The organism is Stenotrophomonas sp. 05L414_2 (assembly GCF_056397905.1).
The window spans coordinates 1-21502 of sequence record NZ_JBFTOJ010000037.1 but is presented as its reverse complement, the minus strand read 5'-3'; the positions used below and the strand labels follow the sequence as shown (position 1 = coordinate 21502).

Below are 21502 nucleotides of genomic sequence, written 5' to 3'. Positions count from 1 at the left end.
CACTTCTTTCCTCGTATTGTCGACTCCCGGGACGCCTTGCGCGTCCCGGTTCGCACTGGCCATTCCTGTCGCGCCTGGTGCGGTCATTCTCTCGTCGTCGATACGCTGTTCAAGGAGTGAGCAACGCATGTTGATCCGACTGCAATGTGAGCAGCGCCAATGGCGCGTGCTGCACCCGGACAAGCCGGAGCCGATTGAGTTCCGCGATGGCGTCCGTGCCTTCGATTTCGCCGAAACCCTGGCCCGCCTGCATTTCACCGATACCGGCCAGCGCGCCTCGGTGCGGGTGGAGTCCAGCGGTGCGTTTGTCGAGGCGATCAGCTACGGCTGAGCACGCCGCTTGTCGGCACGGTCCGCGCCATCCACGCTTGGCGTGGATCTGCTTTTGCGCCACCAGCAATCTGGTAGATCCACGCCAGGCGTGGATGAGGAACCTGGGGAGCCACGCATGGCTTGGCCCCACCAGACCCCTGCAACGCTCTCAGCCCGCCGCGCTCAACGGCGGGTTGCCGGCGGCCAGCTGCGGCCAGCGCTTGAGCAGCGCCGCACGGATGCCGGCCGCATCGATGCCGGCCTCGGCCAGCAGGTCCTCGCGGCTGGCGTGATGCTGGAAGGCATCGGGCAGGCCCAGGTGCAGGATCGGACGCAGCACATCCTCGGCATTGAGCAGTTCGGCCACGGCCGAACCTGCGCCGCCCGCCACCACGTTGTCTTCGATCGTCACCAGGGCGTCGTGCTGGTTGGCCATGGCAAGTACCAGTTCGCGATCGAGTGGCTTGATGAAACGCATGTTGACCACGCTCAAACCCAGTTCGCGACCCACCTGTTCGGCGGCGGCGACGGTGCTGCCGAACGCGAGCAGGGCGACGCGGTTGCCTTGCAGGCGCAGCTCGCCCTTGCCGATCGGCAGGGTCGACAGATCGCTGCCGGCATCCACGCCGGTACCGCTGCCGCGCGGGTAGCGCACCGCAGCCGGGCCGGGGTGCTGCAGGCCGGTGCTGAGCATCTGCCGGCACTCGGCTTCGTTGGAGGGTGCCATCACCACCATGTTCGGCACGCAGCGCAGGAAGCTGAGGTCGAGGTTGCCTGCGTGGGTTGCACCATCCGGGCCGACGACGCCGGCGCGRTCGATSGCGAACAGCACATCCAGGTCCTGGATGGCCACGTCATGCACCAACTGGTCGTACGCGCGCTGCAGGAAGGTGGAATAGATCGCCACTACCGGCTTGCCGCCCTGGGTGGCCATGCCTGCGGCCAGGGTCACCGCGTGCTGCTCTGCGATGGCCACATCGAAGTAGCGCTGCGGATATTCCCTGCTGAAGCGCACCAGGCCCGAGCCTTCGCGCATTGCCGGAGTGATGCCATACAGACGCGGCTCGGCTGCGGCGGCGTCACACAACCAGTCGCCAAACACATCGGTATAGGTGGGCTTCTTCGCGCCGGTCTTGGCCACCAGGCCCTTGTCCGGATCGAACGGGCCCACCGCGTGGTAACCGATCTGGTCGCCTTCGGCCGGCTCGTAACCCTTGCCCTTGGTGGTCATCACATGCAGCAGCTTCGGGCCCTTGGAGGCACGCAGCGTCTTCAGCGCGGACAGCAGCGCCGGCAGGTCATGGCCATCGATCGGGCCGGTGTAATGGAAGCCCATTTCCTCGAACATCGTGGACGGCACGAACATGCCCTTCCAGTGTTCTTCCCAGCGCTTCACGAAACGTGYGGGATTGTTCTTCTTGTCGCCGAGGATCTTCTTGCCGCCTTCGCGCAGCGCATTGAGCGTGCGGCTGCCGGTGGCGCGGCCGAGCATCTTGGTCAGCCCGCCCACTGCCTCGGAAATCGACATGTTGTTGTCGTTGAGGATCACCAGCAGGTTCGGTTCCGGTTCCATGCCGCCGGCGTGCATCAGCGCTTCGAAGGCCATGCCGGCGGTCATTGCACCGTCGCCGATCACGGCCACGACCTTGCGATCATCACCTTCGGTCTGGCGCGCGATGGCCATGCCCAGCGCTGCGSWGATCGAGGTSSWGGAGTGGCCGACRCCRAAGGTGTCGTACTCGCTTTCCTCGCGCTTGGGGAACGGCGCGACGCCATCCTTCTGCTTGACGGTATGGATCTCGTCGCGGCGACCGGTGAGGATCTTGTGCGGATAGGTCTGGTGGCCGACGTCCCAGACCAGCTGGTCGACCGGGGTCTGGTACAGGTAGTGCAGGGCCACGGTGAGCTCGATCACGCCCAGGCCGGCGGCGAAATGGCCACCGCTTTTGCCGACCGATTCGATCAGGTAGGCACGCAGTTCATCGGCGACCGCCGTCAGTTCGGATTCGTCGAACGTGCGCAGGTCATCCGGTGTCTGGATGCGCGCGAGGCGGGGATAGCGGGCAGAGTCGATCATCATGTTCGCACTTGTTCTGAACGCCCATTTTCGCCCTCAAACGGGGGTGGGGCAAGCAAACGCCGCCGCCCGTGACAGGACGGTGAGGGTTGCATTCCCGGATGTTCAGGTGCAGAGCTTGGAACGCTTGGGCAGCTGGGCCCTCAGGAACGCCATCTGGTCGGCCAGGATGTTGCGGTTGGACAGGATCAGGTGCTCGATCCAGCTCGGCCGGTACGGCACCGCCAGCAGCGGCATGCCGGCCTGTTGCGGGGTGCGGTCGCTCTTGCGCGAATTGCAGTGGAAGCAGGCGGTGACTACGTTTTCCCAGGTATCCAGGCCGCCTTTGGACAAGGGCATGACGTGGTCGCGGGTCAGGGTCGGGCGTCCGAACTGCTGTCCACAGTAAAGACAGAGATGGGCATCGCGGGCGAACAGGGCCGGGTTGGTCAGGTTCGGTGTCGGGTCCAGTGCACGCGAGCGGGCATGGCCGCGCGCGGCGATGATCGGGTGCAGGTCCATTCCGCTCTGCATGCCACTGCGACGATTGGTCCCACCGTGGATGTGCAGGCAGGGATCGCCGAGGGTCCAGGCGACGGCATCGCGGGCGTAGAGGCAGGCGGCGTCCTGCCAGGTGATCCAGTCCAGGACCCGGCCATGACCATCCAGTGAGAGCAACCGGACCGTGCCGGGGCGATGCAGCGTCGTGGCGTTGGGCGATGCTTCGGCGCCCGGAGCAGAAAACGGAGCTCCGGCTTCGATCAGACCCAAGCGTGTAGTGTCTGTCTCCATCGGGAAAACAGCTTATACCTGAATCATTGCGATTTGGGTATCGCCCGGAGGGCGAAACCCAAATCGCAAGATTCAGGTCCGCGCATTCTTCCTATCCCCCGCGCCGTCGGCGCGCCCCCTTTAACAAAAGGGGGCTTTTCTCCAGAGGCATTACGGATGGTTTCCATCCACGCTTGGCGTGGATCTACCGGGAAATTGTCGAAGGCGGGGTGGGGCCGGTTGCGGGGGCGTGAGCGCCATGGATGGCGCGATCGAGGCTACAGGGACGTACTTGCGCCGTCCCCCGCAATTGGACCCACCCCGCCATCCCGCAGGAAACCAGCTGTTGCTGTTGCTCCAGCTGTTGCGGTTGCCGGCCAGCGGCCGGCACTACCGTGGGTGCCGGGTGCCGGGTGCGGCCCGGCTCAGGCGCCGAAGCGTTCGTCGTCCATTGCCATCAGCGGTGCGGCGCCCGCCTGGATGGCGGCGGCGTGGCTGAGGGTGCGCGGCAGCACGCGGGCGAAGTAGAAGCGCGCGGTCTCGCGCTTGCCTTGGGCAAACGCCGCACCGTGTGCGCTGGCATCGGCGGCGGCAACGCTGCGGGCCCACCAGTAGGCCAGCACCACATAACCCGAATAGAACAGGTAGTCGTAGCTCGCTGCGCCCAGTTCGTCCGGATTGGCGGCCGAACGCTGCAGCACGTCCATCGTCAGCTTGCCCCATTCGGCGGCCTTGGCGCGCAGCGGGCCGATGAACTCGGCCAGGCTCTCGTTGCCTTCATTCGCCTTGGCGAACGCTTCGATCTCGGCCAGCATCAGTTTCAGGCCAGCGCCCTGGCTGGACGCGGTCTTGCGGCCGATCAGGTCCAGCGCCTGGATGCCGGTGGTGCCTTCATACAGCGTGGTGATGCGGGCATCGCGGGCCAGCTGTTCCATGCCGTGCTCGCGGATGTAGCCGTGGCCGCCGAAGCACTGCAGGGCGTTGTAGGTGTTCTCGATGCCCCATTCGGTCTGGCAGGCCTTCGAGATCGGGGTCAGGAAGCTCACCAGGGTGTCAGCGCGCTCGCGCTCACCGGCATCGTCTGCATGGTGGGCGACGTCGATCAGGGTGGCCGCATGCAGGGCCAGCAGGCGGCTGCCTTCCACCAGCGACTTGATGGTCAGCAGCATGCGGCGCACGTCCGGATGCACCAGGATCGGGTCGGCCGGCTTGTCCGGGAACTTGGCGCCGCTGAGCGAACGCGACTGCAGGCGCTCGCGGCTGTACTTCAGCGCGTTCTGGTAGGCGCGCTCGGACAGGCCGATGCCCTGCAGGCCGACACCCAGGCGAGCAGTGTTCATCATGGTGAACATCGCCTGCAGGCCCTTGTGCGGCTGGCCGACCAGGTAGCCCTGGGCGCCATCGAAATTCATCACGCAGGTGACCGAGCCCTTGATGCCCATCTTGTGCTCGATCGAGCCACAGCGCAGCGCGTTGCGCTCACCGACGTTGCCGTCGCGGTCGACCTTGAACTTCGGGGTGACGAACAGCGAGATGCCCTTGGCGCCCGGGGGAGCATCGGGCAGCTTGGCCAGCACCAGGTGCACGATGTTGCCGGTCAGGTCGTGCTCGCCGGCGGTGATGAAGATCTTGGTGCCGGTGATCGAATAGCTGCCATCGGCGTTCGGCTCGGCCTTGGTCTTGAGCAGGCCCAGGTCGGTGCCGCAATGCGGCTCGGTCAGGCACATGGTGCCGGTCCAGCGGCCTTCGATCAGCGGCTTCAGGAAGGCCTCGTGCTGCCAGGCTTCGCCGTGCTGCTTCAGCGCTTCGATGGCGCCGTGCGACAGCAGCGGGAAGTTGCCCCAGGCCAGGTTGGCGGCGTTGATCATTTCATTGAGCGGCACGCCCAGCGTGTGCGGCAGGCCCTGGCCGCCCAGTTCCGGCGCCGCAGTCAGGCCGGTCCAGCCGCCGTCGACGAACTGGTCGTAGGCCTGCTTGAAGCCGGGTGGGGTGGTCACTTCGCCGCTGGCCTGGTCGAGCACGCAGCCGATCTCGTCGCCCACGCTGTTGAGCGGGGCCAGCACGCTGGCGCTGAAGCGGCCGGCTTCTTCCAGCACGGCATCGACGACATCGGCGGTGGCGTCGGTGAAGCCAAGACGGGCGAACAGCGGCTCGACCTTCAGCACATCGTGCAGGCCGAAACGAAGGTCGGAAAGCGGGGCGGTGTAGCTGCTCATCGGTGCGTCTCGATTTGATCAGTAACAGGAGGAGCGGCGCGATGCGTCGCGGCGGAAAGCGGAGATCAGCGCAGCACGCCGGGCAGGCCCGGGGCCTGGTTGAGCGTGCTGCGGCTGTTGATATCGAAGGTGCGCTGCTTCTTTTCCTGCGGCGTGGCCGACACCGTGCCCTTCAGGCTGTAGGCGAGGGTGCGGTTGCTGGCCAGTGCGTCGGCGATCACCAGGCGTGCGGCCGGGCTGGGCTTGAAGTTCACGTTGATGACATCGGCGGAGACGCCGCCGATGGAGATGCCCGGCTTGGCCGACAGCGGGCCGGCCTCGGTGTCGCCGATGGTCAGGGCCAGTGCGACGTCGTCGAAACTCATCGGCATCGAACTGTAGTTCTGCAGGCGCAGAGCGACAGTCCAGTCGCCATTGGCCTGCACGGTCAGCTGCTGCAGGCTCGCGGCCGGTTCCGAAACGCGCTTGACGATGCCATCGCCGCAAGCGACCAGGGCCAGGGTGCACAGGACGATCAAGACGGTACGGAAGCGGTGGAACATGGGCGCAGGTCCTCTGAAGGCGGTGCGTGGGATAAGCATACTACGGCGTATGGTGGAAAGGGTCGCCCGTGGCGACCGGCCACAGAGGGTAGCGCGTGAAGATGCACGCGAGGCGTGCGCGATGCTGGATTGCGGACGTTGCGTGCGCCGGTCGGGCGGCGCCTCAGTCGGCGGGCGCGTCGCGCACGGGCGCGTCGTGCACGGGCGCCATCAGACGCAGCGGCGCCAGGTCGTAGCCCATCGCTTGCGCCTTCGCCTTGAGCTGGTCGAACAGGGCGCGGTCCATCTCCGGCAGGCGCGCGAGGATCCACAGATACCTGCGGCCGGGCTCACCGACCATTGCCCACTGGTAGTCCGGGTCCAGCGCGATCACCCAGTAGTCGGCCCAGACCAGAGGCACCCAGCTCAGCCAGTCGGGAACGAAGCGTACCTGCAGCTGGCCGGGCTGCCCCGCAACGGGCCGCGCCACACCCTCGGCGACAATCCGCTCGCCATCGGCCTTGCGGCAGGCGTTGGTGACGCTGATCCGGCCATCGCGGCGCAGCCCGTAGTTGGCAGTGATCTCGCCCACGCACTGCTTCTGGAACGACACCGGCAGATGTGCGATCTCGTGCCACTGGCCGGCATAGCGATCGATGTCCAGTTCGCTGACCGCGCGCACGGGCTCGGCAGCGAGTGCCGGTGCGGCGAAAAGCAGCAGGCAGGCGAGCAGGGCAGGGTGCAAGCGCATTGGTCGGCTCCGGGCAGGAGTCTGGAGCGTAGGTTGCACAGCACGCGGAGGTGTGAATGTTTCGTCAACCCACGTGCCGCATCCGCGCAGGATCGATGCGGCGCGATCCATGTCGTGCGTGGACGGAACGTCACGGACAAAAAAAAGACCTGCATTTCTGCAGGTCTTTGAACATGGTGGCCGAGGACGGAATCGAACCGCCGACACGGGGATTTTCAATCCCCTGCTCTACCAACTGAGCTACTCGGCCATGTAGAAAAAAAAGACCCGCATTTCTGCAGGTCTTCGAAAGTGGTGGCCGAGGACGGAATCGAACCGCCGACACGGGGATTTTCAATCCCCTGCTCTACCAACTGAGCTACTCGGCCACTTGTTTCGTTGCAGCGATGTCGCTGCCGAGGACGCGCATATTACGGACGTAGGACAGGTTCGGCAAGCGTTTTGGAAAAAAACCTTCACATTGGTGTCTGCGGCCAGCGGAAGTACCTGCAAGTGGTTGATCCTGCGTAGAGCCGGCCTGACCGGGAATGCCGGACGCGGAAAACAGCGGCCCGTCGCTGGCGCCAAAGGTGACGGTGCAAGCGATGCAGCGGCGGAGCGGGGAAGGCACCGATGGAACGCTGTTTTCATGGCACCCACGAGGGCAGGGCGCGGCGTACTGTCGCGGTTCCTCTCCCGACGCTGCCCGCAGCAGAGCCATTGGACATGTCCGATTCAACTACCCGCATTGTGCTTGCCTCGCGCCCGCAAGGTGCGCCGGTCGCCGCCAATTTCCGCCTCGAACAGGTGCCGCTGCCGGCATTGGCCCCGGGCCAGGTGCTGCTGCGCAACCGCTACCTGTCGCTGGACCCGTACATGCGCGGACGCATGGACGATGGCCCGTCGTACGCACCGCCGGTGGCAGTGGATGCGGTGATGGAGGGCCAGACCGTGGCCGAGGTGCTGCAGTCGCAGGCGCCTGGCCTGGCGGTGGGCGAGCTGGTGCTGGCCCCCGGTGGCTGGCAGACGCATGCCGTGGTGGCGGGTGATGCGATCAGCCGGCACCTGGATCCGGCCGGGCTGCCGCTGAGCACAGCGTTGGGCGTGTACGGCATGCCGGGGTTCACCGCGTACTCCAGCCTGATCGAAATCGGCAAGCTGCAACCCGGCGAGACCCTGGTGGTGGCCGCTGCCAGTGGACCGGTCGGCGCCACCGTGGCCCAGTTGGCAAAGCTGCAGGGCGCGCGCGTAGTTGCCATCGCCGGCGGTGAGGCCAAGCGTGCGTATCTGGAAACACTGGGCGTGGACGTGGCGCTGGACCATCGCGCCTCTGGTTTTGCCGAACAGCTGCGCGCTGCCGTGCCGGATGGCATCGACGTGTACTTCGAGAACGTGGGTGGCCATGTGCTCGATGCCGTGCTGCCGCTGCTCAATGATTTCGCGCGCATTCCGGTGTGCGGCACCATCGCCACCTACAACGCCCGCGGCGTCGCGCAGCCCGGACCGGATCGGCTGCCAGCGCTGTTCAGCCAGATCCTGCGCCAGCGCCTGACCGTGCGTGGCTTCATCGTGCATGACTTCAAGCATCTGTGGCCGGAATTCGAGCGCGACATGCCGCAGTGGCTGCGCGATGGGCGCATCAAGTACCGCGAAGACGTCGTGCAGGGCCTGGAAAATGCACCCGAAGCCTTCTTCGGCCTGCTGCAGGGGCGCAACTTCGGCAAGCTGGTGGTGAAGCTGGATTGAGCGACCGCGTCAGCGACGGGTCATCTTTTCCCGCCGCAGCAGTTCGCGCTTGCGTTCCACGCCCCAGGCATAGCCGGACAGATCTCCGTCGCGCCGCACCACGCGGTGGCAGGGCACCGCCACTGCGAGAGGATTGCTGGCACAGGCGCGGGCTACCGCGCGACTGGCACGCGGCGCGCCGATGCGCGCTGCGATGTCGGCGTAGGACGCGGTCTGCCCGTGCGGAATGCGCTGCAGTGCCTGCCATACCCGCTGCTGGAAGGCGGTGCCACGGATATCCAGCGGCAGCGCGGTGCCGCGTGCGGGCTCTTCGACCAGGCCGATGACCTGGGCGATGAGATGTTCGTAACCCCGGTCAGCACCCACCAGTTCAGCTTGCCGAAAGCGCTGCTGCAGGGAGTGCAGCAACGCTTCTGGATCATCGCCCAGCAGGATCGCGACCACGCCGGTGCTGCTGCTTGCCACCAGTACGCTGCCCAGCGTGCTCTGTGCAATCGCGAATCGGATGACCTCGCCGCCGCCACCCGCGCGCCAGCGCTTGGGTGTCATCCCCAACAGGCGGGGGGCATTTTCGTAGAAGCGTCCGCTGGAACCGAATCCCGCCTCGTGGAAGGCATCGGTGATCCGGTCCTGGCGTTGCAGCCCTTCGCGCAGGCGGTCGGCGCGCAGGGCAGTGGCGTACTGCTTCGGGGTCACGCCGGTGGCTTGCTTGAACAGGCGATGCAGGCGGGACGGGCTGCAGCCGGCGATGTCGGCCAGTTCCTGCAGCGACGGTTCGTCAACGCTGGTCTGCAGATGACGGCAGACCCGTTCAATACGGGCATCCAGATCGATATCGGCGGTGCTGTCCATGTCGTGATTCTGGCATGCACCAGGGCAGTGGAAACTCCGTTTCCTGCACCCGCCGGCCGGGTCTGGAAACGGAGTGTCCGCGTGGCCGTGCAGGCGCATGGTTGCAGGCATATCCCAACCCGGAGCACATCCATGCGGCTGCACGACAAGATCATCCTCATCACCGGCGCCAGCGCCGGCATTGGCCGCGCCAGCGCGCTGCGTTTCGCTGCTGAGGGCGCGCGACTGGTCCTCAATGCGCGGCGCCCACAGCCGCTTCATGAACTGGCTGCGCAGATCCGCGCAAGCGGCGGCGAAGTGGCCGTGCATGCGGGTGACGTGGCCGATGCTGCCACCGCGCAGGTGCTGGTCGATCTGGCCCAACAGTCATTTGGCGGATTGGATGCCGCCATCAACAACGCCGGCATGCTCGGCCCCAGCCTGCCCACCGCAGAGCTCCCTGCCGATGCTTGGCGCGAGGTGGTGGCCACCAACCTGGATGCCGCTTTCCATGCGGCGCGCGCGCAGTTGCCGGCATTGCTGGCACGCGGCGGTGGCTCGCTGGTGTTCGTCGGCACGTTCGTCGGCCACACCTTGGGATTCCCGGGCATGGCGGCCTATGCAGCGAGCAAGGCCGGGCTGATCGGCCTGAGTCAGGTGATCGCCGCCGAGTACGGTGCGCGCGGCGTACGCAGCAACGTGCTGCTGCCCGGTGGCACCGACACCGAAATGGGCCGGCAGGCCGCGCCCACGGGCGATGCGCGTGATTTCGTGCGCTCGCTGCACGCCCTCAAGCGCATGGCTGAGCCGGAAGAGATCGCCAACGCGGCGTTGTTCCTGGCCAGCGATGAAAGCAGTTTCGTCACTGGCAGCGCGATGCGTGTCGAGGGAGGAGTGTCGATTACCCGCACCTGAGCATGCTCACCGGCGTGGCCGGTAGCGGATGCCGCTGCTGGCCATGAACCCCTTCGGATCGAAACCGGCCCAGGCCTCGCCCCAGTCGAAGCGGGCGTGCCCACCTGCCAGCGTCCGCCCCAGTGCCGCGCCGAGCGTGCGCTTCATGAAGGCGACCTCGGCGTCGATGGTCGCCTGGGTCGGCCAGCCCTCCTGCAGCTCTGCACCAGGCAGTTCGACGCCCATCGTCACCATGTCCAGTTGCTGGCCGCGGAAGCACAGGCTGATGCCTGCGCGGGCGCCGCCCAGGCTCAGCCCCTGCAGGCTCAGCCACAGATAGCCTGTGCCGACGTTGCGTTCGCCTTGGATCCACGCGGCAAACGCGATGCGCGCCCGGTCCAGTGACAGCGCGGGGCCGATCCGGGTCGGCAGATTGCCGATCTGGATGCGTCCATCGGCGGCGTCGATGGTCATTGGCGCTGCTGGCGAAGCGGACTGCGCACGAGAGGGCATGGCATATTCCGATAAACATGATGCTTTCTGATTCTGGGGGTGAGCCGAGTGCGGTCGCAAGGCCGAGGCTGCACACGGTGTTGGCGCCGGACTGACCTGCGGCTCACGCCCCACGCTCTAGCGTAGCCGGGAGCATCGGTCCCCCGCCGATGACGGAGCTTTCGATGAGCGAGCGCGACAAGGACCAGGCTGACGCCAAGCAGGGCGTGCAGGAAAGCCGGCAGGACAAGCAGCAGGATGAAGTGGCCAAGCAGCGTCCCGGCCAGCAGGACCAGAAGGTGCGCGATGCACATTCGCGTGCACCCGCGCGCAAGGACGGCGGGCAGGAGCCGGCCTGAGCGGCTGGCCAGAACAGAAAGCCCCGGCAGTGCCGGGGCTTTCTGTTTTTCATATGGTGGAGCCAAGGAGGATCGAACTCCTGACCTCGTCATTGCGAACGACGCGCTCTCCCAGCTGAGCTATGGCCCCATGGGGGTGTTGCATCCCGTGGGCAGCGGAGCTGGCGCCACGTGACGGCCCTAGCATAGCGCTGGCCGGTGCCGGCTGCAAAGGGGCGGGCCGGACACAGCGGCGCAGGTGCTCTGCGCCGCTGCAGGCCTGGCTCAGGGCAGCAGGGCCGCCGCGCGCTGGATCGCGATGTCGGTCGCCGCCGACACACCACGCAAGTGGATGCAGGCGTGGATCATCCCCGGCAGGCGCTCCAGCGTGCAGTCCACACCCGCTTCCCGCAGGCTTGCGGCGTATTGTTCAGCTTCGTCGCGCAGCGGATCGAACTCACAGCTCAGCACCGTGGCCGCCGGCAGGCCACGCAGATCGCGGGCGAGGAGGGGCGAAGCCAGCGCCTGTCGGCGGTCACCGTCGCCGAGGTAGGCCTGCCAGCAGCGCTGCATCAGGCCGGCGCTGAGGTAGTAGCCGTCGGCGAACTCGCGGTAGGTGTCGCTGGCCATGGTGGCATCCAGTGCCGGGTACAGCAGCAGTTGATGCGATGGCAACGGCAGTCCCTGATCGCGCAGCAGCAGGCAGCACGCGGCGGCGAGATTGCCGCCGGCGCTGTCGCCGCCGATGACCAACCGTGCCGGATCAAGACCCAGCGCGGTGGCATGGGCCTGCAGCCACAGCCAGGCATCGGCGACGTCGTGCAGCGGCGTCGGGAACGGATGCTCCGGCGCCAGGCGATAGCCGACGGCAGCGACGACATGGCCGCTGGCATTGGCCAGGGCCCGGCAGGGGCCGTCATAGACCGCCAGCGAGCACTGGAACCAACCACCGCCGTGGGCGAACAACAGGGCAGGGCGCAGCTCGGTGCCGTTGGCTGCGGGCGTATACAGGCGCACGACGAGCGCATGGCCGTCGCGCGCGCTGATGACGTGCTCCACGACATGCGATACCGCCTCGGTGGCACCCTGCAGCGTGGGCAGCGCCTGCTCGCTCAGTGCGCGCAGTTCCAGCAGATCGTCTGGCAGTGGTTGCGCCGCCACCGCATCCACGAACGATTGCAACGCAGGTTCAAGCGGCATGCTCAGCCTCCTGCAGGAACGGCAGCAGCTGGGCGAGGAAGGCGTCCGGTGCTTCTTCCATGATGAAGTGGCCACAGCCCGGCACGACGCTGCCGCGCAGGTCATCGGCGTGCGGCTGCAGGGTCAGCATCGGGGCATTGCCGGTGGCGTGCTCGGCGCCGATGGCCAGCACCGGCATCGTCAACCGGCGTTGTGCGCGGAGCTGGTTCTGGCGGATGGTTTCCGGAATCGCTCGGTACCAGGCAAACCCTGCACGCAACGCGCCGGGGCGGCTGTAGGCGGCGATGTAGGTTTCGCTGGCCACCGCATCGCGCCGGTACGACCAGCGGTCGAACATGAAGTCCAGGTAGGCACGTTCGCGACCGGTGATGAGGGCCTCGGGAAGATCGGCCACCTGGTTGAACATGAAGTGCCACAGGAAGATGTTGTCGGCCGGCGCGGCGAAGATGCCCGGCTCAGGCGCCAACCCGGGAATCACCGCTTCGGTCACGGCCAGGCGCTGCACCGCCTGCGGCTGGTCGCTGGCCAATGCATAGGCGATCCACATGCCGATGTCATGGCCGACCACCTGATAGCGCTCGTGGCCCAGCGCCTGCATGGTCTGGTGCAGTACTGCGGCGGCGCTGCCGGTGTCGTAGCCGTGCGCGGGACGATCGGATTCGCCGATGCCGGGCGGGTCGACCGCGATCGCTTCGAAGCCGGCCTCGGCCAGGGCATGCAGCACGTGGCGCCAGGCGTACCAGGTCTGCGGCCAGCCAGGAATCAACAGCACCGGTTGACCGCTGCCGGCGGAGACGCAATGCACGCGCTGGCCGTCGATACGCAGGTAGTGGTGGCGCAGGGTGTCGTCGCCGGGGGCACCAGCGGTGGGGAAATTGGTCATGGGGATGTTCCTGTGGGGGCTCAGGCGATGCCGAGCATGTGCTGCATCTGGGCGGCGCTGATCGGCGCGCCGGCGAAGTCGTCGAAGATCTTGTCGGTGACCGGGATGATGTGGTCGCGGATGAAGGCGGCACCTTCGCGCGCACCGGCTTCCTGGTCCTTCAGGCAGCACTCCCATTCCAGCGTTGCCCAGCCGGCGTAGTCGTACTGCGCCAACTTGGAGAAGATCGACTTGAAATCGACCTGGCCATCGCCCAGCGAGCGGAAGCGGCCCGCGCGTTCGGTCCAGTCGGCGTAGCCACCGTAGATGCCCTGGCGGCCGTTGGGACGGAACTCCGCATCCTTGACGTGGAACATGCGGATCAGCGGATGGTAGATGTCCAGGAACTGCAGGTAATCCAGCTGCTGCAGCACGAAGTGGCTGGGATCGAACAGGATGCGGCAGCGCTCGTGCTGGCCCACACGCTCGAAGAAGCGTTCGAAGCTGGTGCCATCGTGCAGGTCTTCGCTGGGATGGATTTCGTAGCAGAGGTTGATGCCGTTGTCCTCGCAGGTATCGAGGATCGGCCGCCAGCGGCGTGCCAGCTCATCGAATGCGGCATCGATCAGGCCCGGCGGACGCTGCGGGAAGGGGAACAGATAGGGCCAGGCGAACGAGCCGGAGAAGGTGCCCATGTCCTGCAGCCCGAGCCGGCGCGAGGCGCGGGCGGCCAGATGCAGCTGCTGCTGTGCCCATTCGCTGCGTGCCTGCGGATTGCCGCGCAGTGCTTCCGGTGCGAAACCATCGCACAGCTCATCGTAGGCCGGATGCACCGCCACCAGCTGGCCCAGGATGTGGGTGGTCAGCTCGCTGACCTGCAGGCCGTGCTCGGCCAGGGTGCCACGCAGGTCATCGCAGTAGTCCTGGCTGTCGGCGGCGGTGGCCAGGTCGAACAGGCGCGCGTCCCATGCCGGAATCTGCAGGGCCTTGAAACCATGACCGGCCGCCCAGGCGGCGATGCCGGACAGGCTGTCGAACGGCGCCTGGTCGCCAGCGAACTGCGCCAGATGCAGGCTGGGGCCTTTGAGGGTTTGCATGTGTTGCTCCAATTGTTTGTCGGTCGACAAAGAATAGGCGCGTGCATCGGGATGGTCAACACCCGCGTTACACTGCGCGCCTCAGAACGGCAGGCAGGCAGATGGCAGGGCGACCGCGCGAATTCGACAGGGAACAGGCATTGCGCAAGGCGATGCTGCTGTTCTGGCAGCACGGCTATGAGGGCACCTCGATGTCGGCCCTGGTCGAAGCGCTTGGCATTGCCTCGGCGCGCATCTACGCCGCGTTCGGGAGCAAGGAGCAGTTGTTCCGCGAAGCAGTGGCGCTGTACGAGGAAGGCGAGGGCGGCTTCGCGCCGCGCGCGCTGGAGCAGGCGTCACTGCGTGATGCGATCGGCAGCATGCTGCGGGATGCCGTGTTGACCTACACCCGTCGCGGTCGTCCGCATGGCTGCCTGGTGGTGTCCTCGGCCAGCAGCGTGTCACCGGATGGCGAGGGCGTGCGCGACTGGCTGGCCGGCCACCGCCGCCAGCGCACGGCAGCGATCATCGCGCGGCTGCAGCAGGCGCAGGCGGCTGGCGAGCTGGCGGCCGATCTATCCGTGCAGGCGCTGGGCGATCATTTCGCCACGGTGCTGCATGGCATCTCGGTGCAGGCGCGAGACGGCATCAGCCGCGAACGCCTGCTGGCGATGGTCGAGGTCGCGCTGGCGCCGTTACCGCAGCACGGCTGAGGCGGGACTGTGCCGAAAACGGCCTGATACCCCTGCTGCCTGACGACGCAACGAAATTGTAACAATTTGGAGGATAATGGCGGCTTGCGCAGTTTTCCTCCTATTTGCCGCCCGGCCAGCGCAGGCCGCACGGACGCCTCCTCAGAGCTTTCGATGCCTTCCCATTCCGATTCCCGCCGTTCGTCGGGCATGTCGTCCTCCTTCGTTTCCTTCCGTCGCCATCCGCTGGCCCTGGCCTGTGCAGGCCTGGCGCTGGCTGCCAGCTTCGGTGCTGCCGCGCAGGACAGTGCACCGACCCCGACCGGGCTGGACACCATCACCGTGACCGCCGAGCACCGCGAGCAGAACCTGCAGGAAGTGCCGGTGTCGGTAGGCGTGGTGCAGGGCGAGCGCATGCGCGACTTCACCGCCGGCGGCGACGACACCCTGCTGGCGCTGTCCGGCCGCGTGCCGAGCCTRTATGCGGAAACCACCACCGGCCGCATCTTCCCGCGCTTCTACATCCGCGGCCTGGGCAACATCGATTTCTACCTCGGTGYCTCGCAGCCGGTGTCGATCATCCAGGACGACGTCGTGCTGGAGCACGTGGTGCTGAAGTCCAACCCGGTCTATGACGTGGACCAGGTGGAAGTGCTGCGCGGTCCGCAGGGCTCGCTGTTCGGTCGCAACACCACCGCCGGCATCGTCAAGTTCGACACCCTCAAGCCGACCCAGGACTACAGCGGTCGCGTCAGCGCCAGCTATGCCTCCTACAACAGCGTGTCGATCGACGGTGGCTTCGGCGGCCCGATCAACGACATCGCATCGTTCCGCGTGTCGGCGCTGTACCAGCACCGCGACGACTACGTCGACAACACCTACACCGGCCCCAGCGCCGATGGCACGGTCAGCCCGAAGAAGAACGCCATGGGCGGCTTCGACGACCGCAACGTGCGCGCGCAGCTGCTGCTGACCCCGAGCGACCAGTTCTCGATCCTTGCTTCGGCCCACGCCCGCGACTACGAAGGCACCTCGACCCTGTTCCTGCGCAACGCACTGACCAAGGGCTCGAACAAGACCGACGTGCCGCGTGACCAGGTCGCCTACGACGAGGCCGACAACAACCCGCAGGCGTACAAGACCTACGGCGGTTCGGTGAAGGCGCGCTATGACTTCGGCGCGATCGACTTCACCTCGATCACCGCTTACGAGACCACTTCCGGCTACAGCCGCGGTGACACCGACGGCGGCGCTGCGGTCAACTTCCCGGTCAATGGCGTGCCGAACGGCTACGGCCAGTCGATGGGCCAGATCCGTGACCTGGACCAGTGGACCCAGGAGTTCCGCCTGGCCAGCCATGACGACAGCGCCCTGCAGTGGCAGGCCGGTGCGTTCTACTTCAACGGCAGCGACACCACCGACTTCTACCAGCGCGCCTGGTTCCTGAAGGGCGCTGCGCGCAACCCGAACAACTGGGTGCGCCTGCGCAACAAGAACACCTCCTGGGCCGGCTTCGGCCAGCTGAGCTACGCCTTCACCGACAAGTTCACCGTCACCGCCGGCCTGCGCCAGACCCGCGATGAGAAGCACACCCGCCTGCTGAAGACGGCCGATACCGCTGCCGGCCTGGTCACCTACAAGGGCCGCACCGACGTCRAGATGACCGACACCACCCCGAGCTGGGATCTGAGCGCGATGTATCAGATCACCCCGGACGTGAGCGTCTATGCGAAGGTCGCCCGCGGCTTCCGTGGCCCGACCATCCAGGGCCGTTCGGCGGTGTTCAATGCCGACTTCACCACCGCCGATTCGGAAACGATCCTGTCGTGGGAAGCGGGCGTGAAGAGCAGCCTGTGGGACAACCGCCTGCGCCTGAACGCCACCGCGTTCACCTACACCGTCAACGACATCCAGCTCAACGGCAACGATTCGGACGGCAACGGCGTGCTGTTCAACGCAGACAAGGCCAAGGCCTACGGCTTCGAAGCGGACATGGAGCTGCGCCCGATCCAGAACCTTACCCTGAGCGCCGGCCTGAGCCTGCTGCACAGCGAGATCAAGGACAAGCGCGTCTACGCGCAGGTCTGCGGCCTGAACGGCCAGGTGGTGTGCACGGTGAACGATCCGACCATCAAGGTCGGTGCCAACACCTTCGCGCAGATCGATGGCAACCCGCTGCCGAACGCACCGAAGTACAACATCAACCTGGCAGCGCGCTACGACTTCCCGGTCAGCGACGCGGCCACGATGTTCGTGTCCACCGACTGGAACAAGCAGGGCTACACCAGCTTCGTGCTGTACGACAGCAAGGAGTTCAACTCCAAGGGTGATTTCGAGGGTGGCCTGAAGATCGGCTATTCGGGCAACTACGGTGCCYACGAAGTGGCGCTGTTCGCGCGCAACATCACCAACGAGAAGAACCTCAAGGGTGTGATCGAGAACTACATGGCCGCGGTCTACAACGAACCGCGCACCGTGGGTGTTTCGCTGAACATGAACTGGTAAGCACTACCGGTTGGAGTATCGAAAACGGCGCTCATCGAGCGCCGTTTTTCGTTGTCCGCCCGGTTCCTCAGACTGCGGGCAACAACGCCTGCAACCGCGGCTCCAGTTCCTGCTGGCGCCAGCCAGCCAGTGCAGCCGGCCACTGCTGATGCTCCAGATAGCTTTCCAGATGCTTGCGTGAGGCCAGCACGCCGTCGGCCAGGCCGAGCTCGCGGCTGCGTTCGGCCACCGCATCCTGCAGCTTCTTCAGCAGCTGCTTGCTGGCATCGCTGGCCTGCATCGCCAACGGCGCATCGGCTTCGTCGGCCAGCGGCGTGTCCAGCGCCTGCCATACCGCAGCGGCCAGCTTGCGCGGCGCCTTCGGGAACTGTTCGAACAGCTTGCTCACTGCAGCAGCATCGGCTGGCGGGGTGCGTGCCAGGGTGGCGGCCAGTTCGTTGTCCAGGATCCAGCTGCGCGGGCGGTCGCTGGCGCGCGCCTGCACGTCGCGCCAACGCAGCAGGCGCAGCAGGCGGCGCTGCGCGGGCGCGTCCAGGAACTGCGCCGAGCGCATGCCCAGGTGGGGCCAGCGGTCTTCGTCATTTGCCACGCTGGCCAGCAGGCGCTCGCCATCGTCGTGCAGCCACTGCTGGCGCCCCAGCGTTTCCAGCTTGGCGGAGATGGCGTCGTGCATCGCGAACAGATGCTCGACGTCGTCGGCGGCGTAACTCAGCTGGGAGTCCGACAACGGCCTGCGCATCCAGTCAGAGCGGGTTTCGCCCTTTTCCAGTGCCACGCCGGTGATCTCCTGCACCAGCTTCTGGTAGCCCATGCCAGCACCGATGCCAGCCAGCGCGGCGCCGATCTGGGTGTCGAACAACGGACGCGGCAGCACGCCACAGGTCCACTTGAACGCCACCAGGTCTTCGCTGGCACTGTGCATGACCTTGGTGATGGATTCATCGGCCAGCCACGGCGCCAAGGCCTCGGGCATGCCGGGAATCAACGGGTCGATCAGCAGGATGTCCTCGCCGACGGCCATCTGCACCAGCGCCAGCTGTGGCCAGAAGGTGCGTTCACGGATGAATTCGGTATCCAGGCCGATGCGGGTCGGCCGCTGCTGGCGGTATGTGTCCAGCTCGGCGGGGGTGGTGATCCAGGTTGCCACGTGTCAGGGCCTACTACTCGGGTTTGCTCAGGCAGGGGAGAATAGCCTAACGTCGGTCCGCATCCGTGCCGAAGGAGGCCCTGCTTGCGTTTTCTGCTGTCGCCCGCGCTGTTTACCGCCTTGGCCGTGAGCCTGGCCGGTTGCACGCCGTCGCCCCCTGCGCAGACCGCCGGTGCCACCGCAGCCCAGCCGGCCGATCCCGCACCAGAGGCCGGTCCGGCGCGTGGTACCGGGCGGGGCACGGTGACCATTGCCGGTGACGACGCGGCCGAGGACATCCAGCAGTGGACGCCGCCGCGGGTCGATCGCCAGGGACGTACGCTGGCACAGCTGCGCCGGGCTGCCGACCAGGCATTCGCGCGGGGGCATCTGTATGAAGATGGCGATGCGGCCGTGCCCCTGTGGCTGGCAGTGCAGGAGGAGGAACCCGACGATCGGCAGGCGCGCCTGGGCCTGCAACGCGCGAAACAGAAGCTGCAGCAGCAGGCCGATGCGTTGCTGCAGCGGCCATTGCAGCAGCGTGAGGCGCTGGCCGAAGCCGGGCGCCAGGCGCTGGTGCTGCTGACCCTGGCGCCGAAGGACGAGAAGGTGCGCGCGCTGCAGGGGCGGGTCGAGACCGCGCAGCGTGTGGTCGCCTACAACCGCGCGGGCGAAGACGATCTGCGTGCCGACCGTATCGGCGAAGCGGGGGATGGTGCGATTGGCAACTTCCGTGAGGCACTTGCGCTGGACCCGGCGAATCGTCGCGCGCGGCAGGGCCTGGCAGCTGCTGAAAGTGGGCTGATCCGGCGTGCCGAGGATGCCGCGCGTATCCGCGATTTCGCCAGTGCCGGCGCGTGGTTGGCAGAAGCCAGCAAGGTGCGGGACTCGTCACCGACCATCGCCGATGCGTTCGAGCGCATCGAGCAGATCCGTGCAGCGGCACTGGTCCAGCTGCGCGATGGCGGCCTGCATGATCTGACTACCCCGCAGGGGCTGAAGCCCGCGCGCGAGAAGCTGGCCGAAGCGCTGCGCATTGCCTTGCCGGGGGACGCGGTGGTGGCGCAGCTGCGCGAACGCATCGAACTGGCCACCCATTACGGCAGCTTCCGGCCGGGGCAGGTGTTCAGCGATGCGCTGCGTGATGGCGGCCGTGGACCGCAGATGATCGTGGTGCCGCATGGCGGATTCCAGATGGGCGCCAGTGATACCGAACCGGGCGCAACCGACGCAGAGCGGCCATCGCACTATGTGCGTTTCGAGCGTGGGTACGCGATGGCGATCACCGAGATCACCGTGGGTGACTTCGAGCGCTATGTGAAGGCGACCAATGCCCGCCCACGTGCGACCCGGCGTGGACATTCGGTGGTCTATGACGAGCGCAGCGGCAATTTCATCCGTCGCAGCGGCGTGGACTGGCGGTCCGACTATGACGGCGGGCGGGCACTGGGCAATTCGCCGGTGATGCACGTGAGCGTTCGTGATGCCGAGAACTACGCGAACTGGCTGTCCGAACAGACCGGCCGCAGCTACCGCCTGCCCAGCGAGGCCGAGTTCGAGTACGCGATGCGTGCCGGCAGCAGTGGCCGCTACCCGTGGGGCGATGCCGGTCTGCCACCGGAAGGCAGTGGCAATTACACCGGCAGCAAGGATGTTTCGCCTTCGGGCAGGCATTGGCACAACGCCTTCGTCGGCTATGGCGATGGTTGGTGGGGACCGGCCCCGGTCGCCAGTTTCCAGGCCAACGCCTTCGGGCTGCATGACATGGGCGGCAATCTGAGCGAGTGGGTGGCCGATTGCTGGCATGCCAGCTATCGGCGCGCGCCGGCTGATGGTGTGGCGTGGTTCAACCCGGGCTGCCGTTCACGGGTGATCCGGGGTGGCAACTGGGCCAACGCGCCGGAGCAGACCCGGGCGGCGTGGCGGCAATCGCAGGATTCGGATACCACCAACGCGCGCATCGGCTTCCGGCTGGTGCGAGGGATCTGACGGGCACGACTGGATCGGCGCCGGTTTCACCCGCCGCAGGCAGCGCCGCACTAAGATTGCGCCGTACCCGCCGGCCGGCGGGGTCAGCCGGAAGACCAGCCGATGCGCAACGATCCTTTTTCCCGCTCGCCGCAGCAGCGGCGTGGCCTGTTCGGCAACATCCGCTGGTGGGTGCTGCTGCTGGCCGCCGGCTACGCGGCGTTCTACTGGTTCTCCAACCGTGCGGTCGACCCCTATACCGGCGAGAAGGTGCTGATCGACAGCAGCCTGGACGCCAGCCAGGAGAAGGCGCTGGGCCTGCAGGCCTACCAGCAGATCCTGTCGCAGGAGCGCCCTTTGGGCCCGAATGAACAGGTCTCGCGGGATGTCCGGGCGATTGCCGAGCGACTGATCGCCAAGGTGGACGTGGTCGAAACCGCGCTGGCGCAGGAACACGGGCTGCAGCCGGCACACTTCGCACGCGACTTCGAGTGGGAAGTGAACGTGATTCCGTCCGAGCAGGCCAATGCCTTCTGCCTGCCCGGTGGCAAGATGGCGGTCTACACGGGGCTGATCCCGGTGGCGCGTACCCGTGATGCGATGGCGGTGGTGATGGGCCATGAGATCGCCCACGCATTGCTGCGCCATGGTGCACAGCGCATGGCCCAGCAGAAGCTGACCCAGATCGGCCAGGTAGCCGGCGCCGCCAGTGGCATGGATGCGCAGCAGCAGCAGATGATGATGTCGGCGATGGGCTATGGGTATCTGTTGCCGTATGCACGCAGCCACGAGACGCAGGCCGATGAAGTGGGCCTGATGCTGGCGGCCGCAGCGTGCTTCGMCCCGCGCGAGGCGGTGCCGCTGTGGCAGCGCATGGGCCAGGCCGGTGGTGGCCAGTCGCCGCCGGAGTTCGCCTCGACCCACCCCAATCCGGGTACCCGTATCCAGAACCTGCAGGCGTTGATGCCGAAGGCACTGGAGTATCGGCAGAAGTTCTGCGAGCAGGCCAGGTAAAGGGTGGTTCGGCAGGGCTGCGCCCTGCACCTGCCGAAGCGGTAGTGCCGGCCGCTGGTCGGCAACCTCAACAGCAAAAGCTGGCTTCCTGTGGGATGGCGGGGTGGGTCCGGTKGCGGGGGACGCCGTGAACCCGTCCATGGGGGCTTGGC

At 66.6% G+C, this 21502-nt stretch carries 19 protein-coding genes and 3 tRNA genes; 8 read left to right on the top strand and 14 right to left on the bottom strand.

The genetic code is table 11. From position 1 onward, the window contains the following. Positions 1-127 precede the first annotated feature (127 nt). Positions 128-331, top strand: coding sequence for a hypothetical protein (locus tag AC1DJN_RS07405; protein ID WP_032978640.1), 204 nt, complete (start codon positions 128-130; stop codon positions 329-331). 150 nt (positions 332-481) lie between these two features. On the opposite strand, the gene dxs is transcribed toward AC1DJN_RS07405, so the two are convergent. From dxs to AC1DJN_RS07370, 7 genes are all read right to left on the bottom strand, one after another. Beyond that, positions 482-2389 (bottom strand): 1-deoxy-D-xylulose-5-phosphate synthase, encoded by a 1908-nt coding sequence (gene dxs, locus AC1DJN_RS07400; RefSeq protein ID WP_478039045.1) that lies wholly within the window; start codon positions 2387-2389, stop codon positions 482-484. A gap of 105 nt (positions 2390-2494) precedes the next feature. Further along, positions 2495-3160: an HNH endonuclease gene (locus AC1DJN_RS07395; protein WP_025876340.1), complete on the bottom strand. Its 666-nt coding sequence runs from the start codon at positions 3158-3160 to the stop codon at positions 2495-2497. Positions 3161-3564: 404 nt separating this feature from the next. Continuing rightward, the gene (locus tag AC1DJN_RS07390; protein WP_025876341.1) at positions 3565-5355 is read right to left on the bottom strand and encodes an acyl-CoA dehydrogenase C-terminal domain-containing protein; all 1791 of its coding nucleotides are present in this window, start codon (positions 5353-5355) and stop codon (positions 3565-3567) included. A gap of 65 nt (positions 5356-5420) precedes the next feature. Beyond that, positions 5421-5897, bottom strand: coding sequence for an LEA/WHy family protein (locus AC1DJN_RS07385; protein ID WP_025876342.1), 477 nt, complete (start codon positions 5895-5897; stop codon positions 5421-5423). Between the two features lie 163 nt (positions 5898-6060). Beyond that, positions 6061-6627, bottom strand: a complete 567-nt coding sequence (locus tag AC1DJN_RS07380; RefSeq protein ID WP_025876343.1) for a lipocalin family protein — start codon at positions 6625-6627, stop codon at positions 6061-6063. Between the two features lie 174 nt (positions 6628-6801). Continuing rightward, positions 6802-6877, bottom strand: a tRNA-Phe gene (locus AC1DJN_RS07375). A 42-nt stretch (positions 6878-6919) separates the two neighbouring features. Then, positions 6920-6995, bottom strand: a tRNA-Phe gene (locus AC1DJN_RS07370). A gap of 337 nt (positions 6996-7332) precedes the next feature. On the opposite strand from AC1DJN_RS07370, the gene AC1DJN_RS07365 reads away from it, so the two are divergent. After that, positions 7333-8352 carry an NADP-dependent oxidoreductase gene (locus AC1DJN_RS07365; RefSeq protein WP_033831605.1) on the top strand — a complete coding sequence of 340 codons (1020 nt, stop codon included), beginning with the start codon at positions 7333-7335 and terminating at the stop codon, positions 8350-8352. Between the two features lie 9 nt (positions 8353-8361). Here the strand turns inward: AC1DJN_RS07365 and AC1DJN_RS07360 are convergent, their stop codons facing one another. Then, positions 8362-9204, bottom strand: a complete 843-nt coding sequence (locus tag AC1DJN_RS07360; protein WP_140227441.1) for a bifunctional transcriptional activator/DNA repair enzyme AdaA — start codon at positions 9202-9204, stop codon at positions 8362-8364. Positions 9205-9336: 132 nt separating this feature from the next. On the opposite strand from AC1DJN_RS07360, the gene AC1DJN_RS07355 reads away from it, so the two are divergent. After that, positions 9337-10098 carry an SDR family oxidoreductase gene (locus tag AC1DJN_RS07355; RefSeq protein WP_333623041.1) on the top strand — a complete coding sequence of 254 codons (762 nt, stop codon included), beginning with the start codon at positions 9337-9339 and terminating at the stop codon, positions 10096-10098. A 6-nt stretch (positions 10099-10104) separates the two neighbouring features. Here the strand turns inward: AC1DJN_RS07355 and AC1DJN_RS07350 are convergent, their stop codons facing one another. Continuing rightward, positions 10105-10590, bottom strand: a complete 486-nt coding sequence (locus AC1DJN_RS07350; RefSeq protein WP_442251528.1) for a hypothetical protein — start codon at positions 10588-10590, stop codon at positions 10105-10107. A gap of 164 nt (positions 10591-10754) precedes the next feature. Between AC1DJN_RS07350 and AC1DJN_RS07345 the strand changes: the two genes are divergently transcribed. Continuing rightward, positions 10755-10928, top strand: a complete 174-nt coding sequence (locus tag AC1DJN_RS07345; RefSeq protein ID WP_442251527.1) for a hypothetical protein — start codon at positions 10755-10757, stop codon at positions 10926-10928. Positions 10929-10982: 54 nt separating this feature from the next. Here the strand turns inward: AC1DJN_RS07345 and AC1DJN_RS07340 are convergent. From AC1DJN_RS07340 to AC1DJN_RS07325, 4 genes are all read right to left on the bottom strand, one after another. Next, positions 10983-11058 (bottom strand) — tRNA-Ala (locus AC1DJN_RS07340). A gap of 134 nt (positions 11059-11192) precedes the next feature. Further along, positions 11193-12107, bottom strand: coding sequence for an alpha/beta hydrolase (locus AC1DJN_RS07335; protein ID WP_032978657.1), 915 nt, complete (start codon positions 12105-12107; stop codon positions 11193-11195). Further along, entirely contained in the window at positions 12097-12990 is an 894-nt protein-coding gene (locus AC1DJN_RS07330) for an alpha/beta fold hydrolase (protein ID WP_442251526.1), read from the bottom strand. Before AC1DJN_RS07330 ends, AC1DJN_RS07335 begins: the two co-directional genes overlap by 11 nt. 20 nt (positions 12991-13010) lie before the next feature. Further along, positions 13011-14066 carry a sugar phosphate isomerase/epimerase family protein gene (locus AC1DJN_RS07325; RefSeq protein ID WP_134832855.1) on the bottom strand — a complete coding sequence of 352 codons (1056 nt, stop codon included), beginning with the start codon at positions 14064-14066 and terminating at the stop codon, positions 13011-13013. A gap of 101 nt (positions 14067-14167) precedes the next feature. Here AC1DJN_RS07325 and AC1DJN_RS07320 point away from each other — a divergent pair, with 101 nt between their 5' ends. Together AC1DJN_RS07320 and AC1DJN_RS07315 are read left to right on the top strand one after the other, a co-directional pair. After that, positions 14168-14758 (top strand): TetR/AcrR family transcriptional regulator, encoded by a 591-nt coding sequence (locus tag AC1DJN_RS07320; RefSeq protein WP_442251525.1) that lies wholly within the window; start codon positions 14168-14170, stop codon positions 14756-14758. A gap of 153 nt (positions 14759-14911) precedes the next feature. Next, complete coding sequence (locus tag AC1DJN_RS07315) at positions 14912-17242, top strand: TonB-dependent receptor (protein ID WP_478039041.1); 2331 nt, start codon at positions 14912-14914, stop codon at positions 17240-17242. Positions 17243-17309: 67 nt separating this feature from the next. Here the strand turns inward: AC1DJN_RS07315 and rnd are convergent, their stop codons facing one another. Next, positions 17310-18389 carry a ribonuclease D gene (gene rnd, locus AC1DJN_RS07310; protein ID WP_442251524.1) on the bottom strand — a complete coding sequence of 360 codons (1080 nt, stop codon included), beginning with the start codon at positions 18387-18389 and terminating at the stop codon, positions 17310-17312. An 84-nt stretch (positions 18390-18473) separates the two neighbouring features. Between rnd and AC1DJN_RS07305 the strand changes: the two genes are divergently transcribed. After that, on the top strand, positions 18474-20357 hold the full coding sequence (locus tag AC1DJN_RS07305) for a formylglycine-generating enzyme family protein (RefSeq protein ID WP_218787762.1): 1884 nt from the start codon (positions 18474-18476) through the stop codon (positions 20355-20357). A gap of 102 nt (positions 20358-20459) precedes the next feature. After that, positions 20460-21350 (top strand): M48 family metallopeptidase, encoded by an 891-nt coding sequence (locus AC1DJN_RS07300; RefSeq protein ID WP_478039040.1) that lies wholly within the window; start codon positions 20460-20462, stop codon positions 21348-21350. The last annotated feature ends 152 nt before the right edge of the window (positions 21351-21502 follow it).

What these genes read in the sequence shown, in the direction of transcription:
- AC1DJN_RS07330 (WP_442251526.1), bottom strand. Translation starts at nt 12,990, where the DNA reads ATGACCAATTTCCCCACCGCTGGTGCCCCCGGCGACGACACCCTGCGC.
- AC1DJN_RS07390 (WP_025876341.1), bottom strand. Translation starts at nt 5,355, where the DNA reads ATGAGCAGCTACACCGCCCCGCTTTCCGACCTTCGTTTCGGCCTGCAC.
- AC1DJN_RS07405 (WP_032978640.1), top strand. Translation starts at nt 128, where the DNA reads ATGTTGATCCGACTGCAATGTGAGCAGCGCCAATGGCGCGTGCTGCAC.
- AC1DJN_RS07320 (WP_442251525.1), top strand. Translation starts at nt 14,168, where the DNA reads ATGGCAGGGCGACCGCGCGAATTCGACAGGGAACAGGCATTGCGCAAG.
- AC1DJN_RS07360 (WP_140227441.1), bottom strand. Translation starts at nt 9,204, where the DNA reads ATGGACAGCACCGCCGATATCGATCTGGATGCCCGTATTGAACGGGTC.
- AC1DJN_RS07345 (WP_442251527.1), top strand. Translation starts at nt 10,755, where the DNA reads ATGAGCGAGCGCGACAAGGACCAGGCTGACGCCAAGCAGGGCGTGCAG.
- AC1DJN_RS07385 (WP_025876342.1), bottom strand. Translation starts at nt 5,897, where the DNA reads ATGTTCCACCGCTTCCGTACCGTCTTGATCGTCCTGTGCACCCTGGCC.
- AC1DJN_RS07325 (WP_134832855.1), bottom strand. Translation starts at nt 14,066, where the DNA reads ATGCAAACCCTCAAAGGCCCCAGCCTGCATCTGGCGCAGTTCGCTGGC.
- AC1DJN_RS07335 (WP_032978657.1), bottom strand. Translation starts at nt 12,107, where the DNA reads ATGCCGCTTGAACCTGCGTTGCAATCGTTCGTGGATGCGGTGGCGGCG.
- AC1DJN_RS07380 (WP_025876343.1), bottom strand. Translation starts at nt 6,627, where the DNA reads ATGCGCTTGCACCCTGCCCTGCTCGCCTGCCTGCTGCTTTTCGCCGCA.
- AC1DJN_RS07365 (WP_033831605.1), top strand. Translation starts at nt 7,333, where the DNA reads ATGTCCGATTCAACTACCCGCATTGTGCTTGCCTCGCGCCCGCAAGGT.
- AC1DJN_RS07395 (WP_025876340.1), bottom strand. Translation starts at nt 3,160, where the DNA reads ATGGAGACAGACACTACACGCTTGGGTCTGATCGAAGCCGGAGCTCCG.
- AC1DJN_RS07350 (WP_442251528.1), bottom strand. Translation starts at nt 10,590, where the DNA reads ATGCCCTCTCGTGCGCAGTCCGCTTCGCCAGCAGCGCCAATGACCATC.
- AC1DJN_RS07355 (WP_333623041.1), top strand. Translation starts at nt 9,337, where the DNA reads ATGCGGCTGCACGACAAGATCATCCTCATCACCGGCGCCAGCGCCGGC.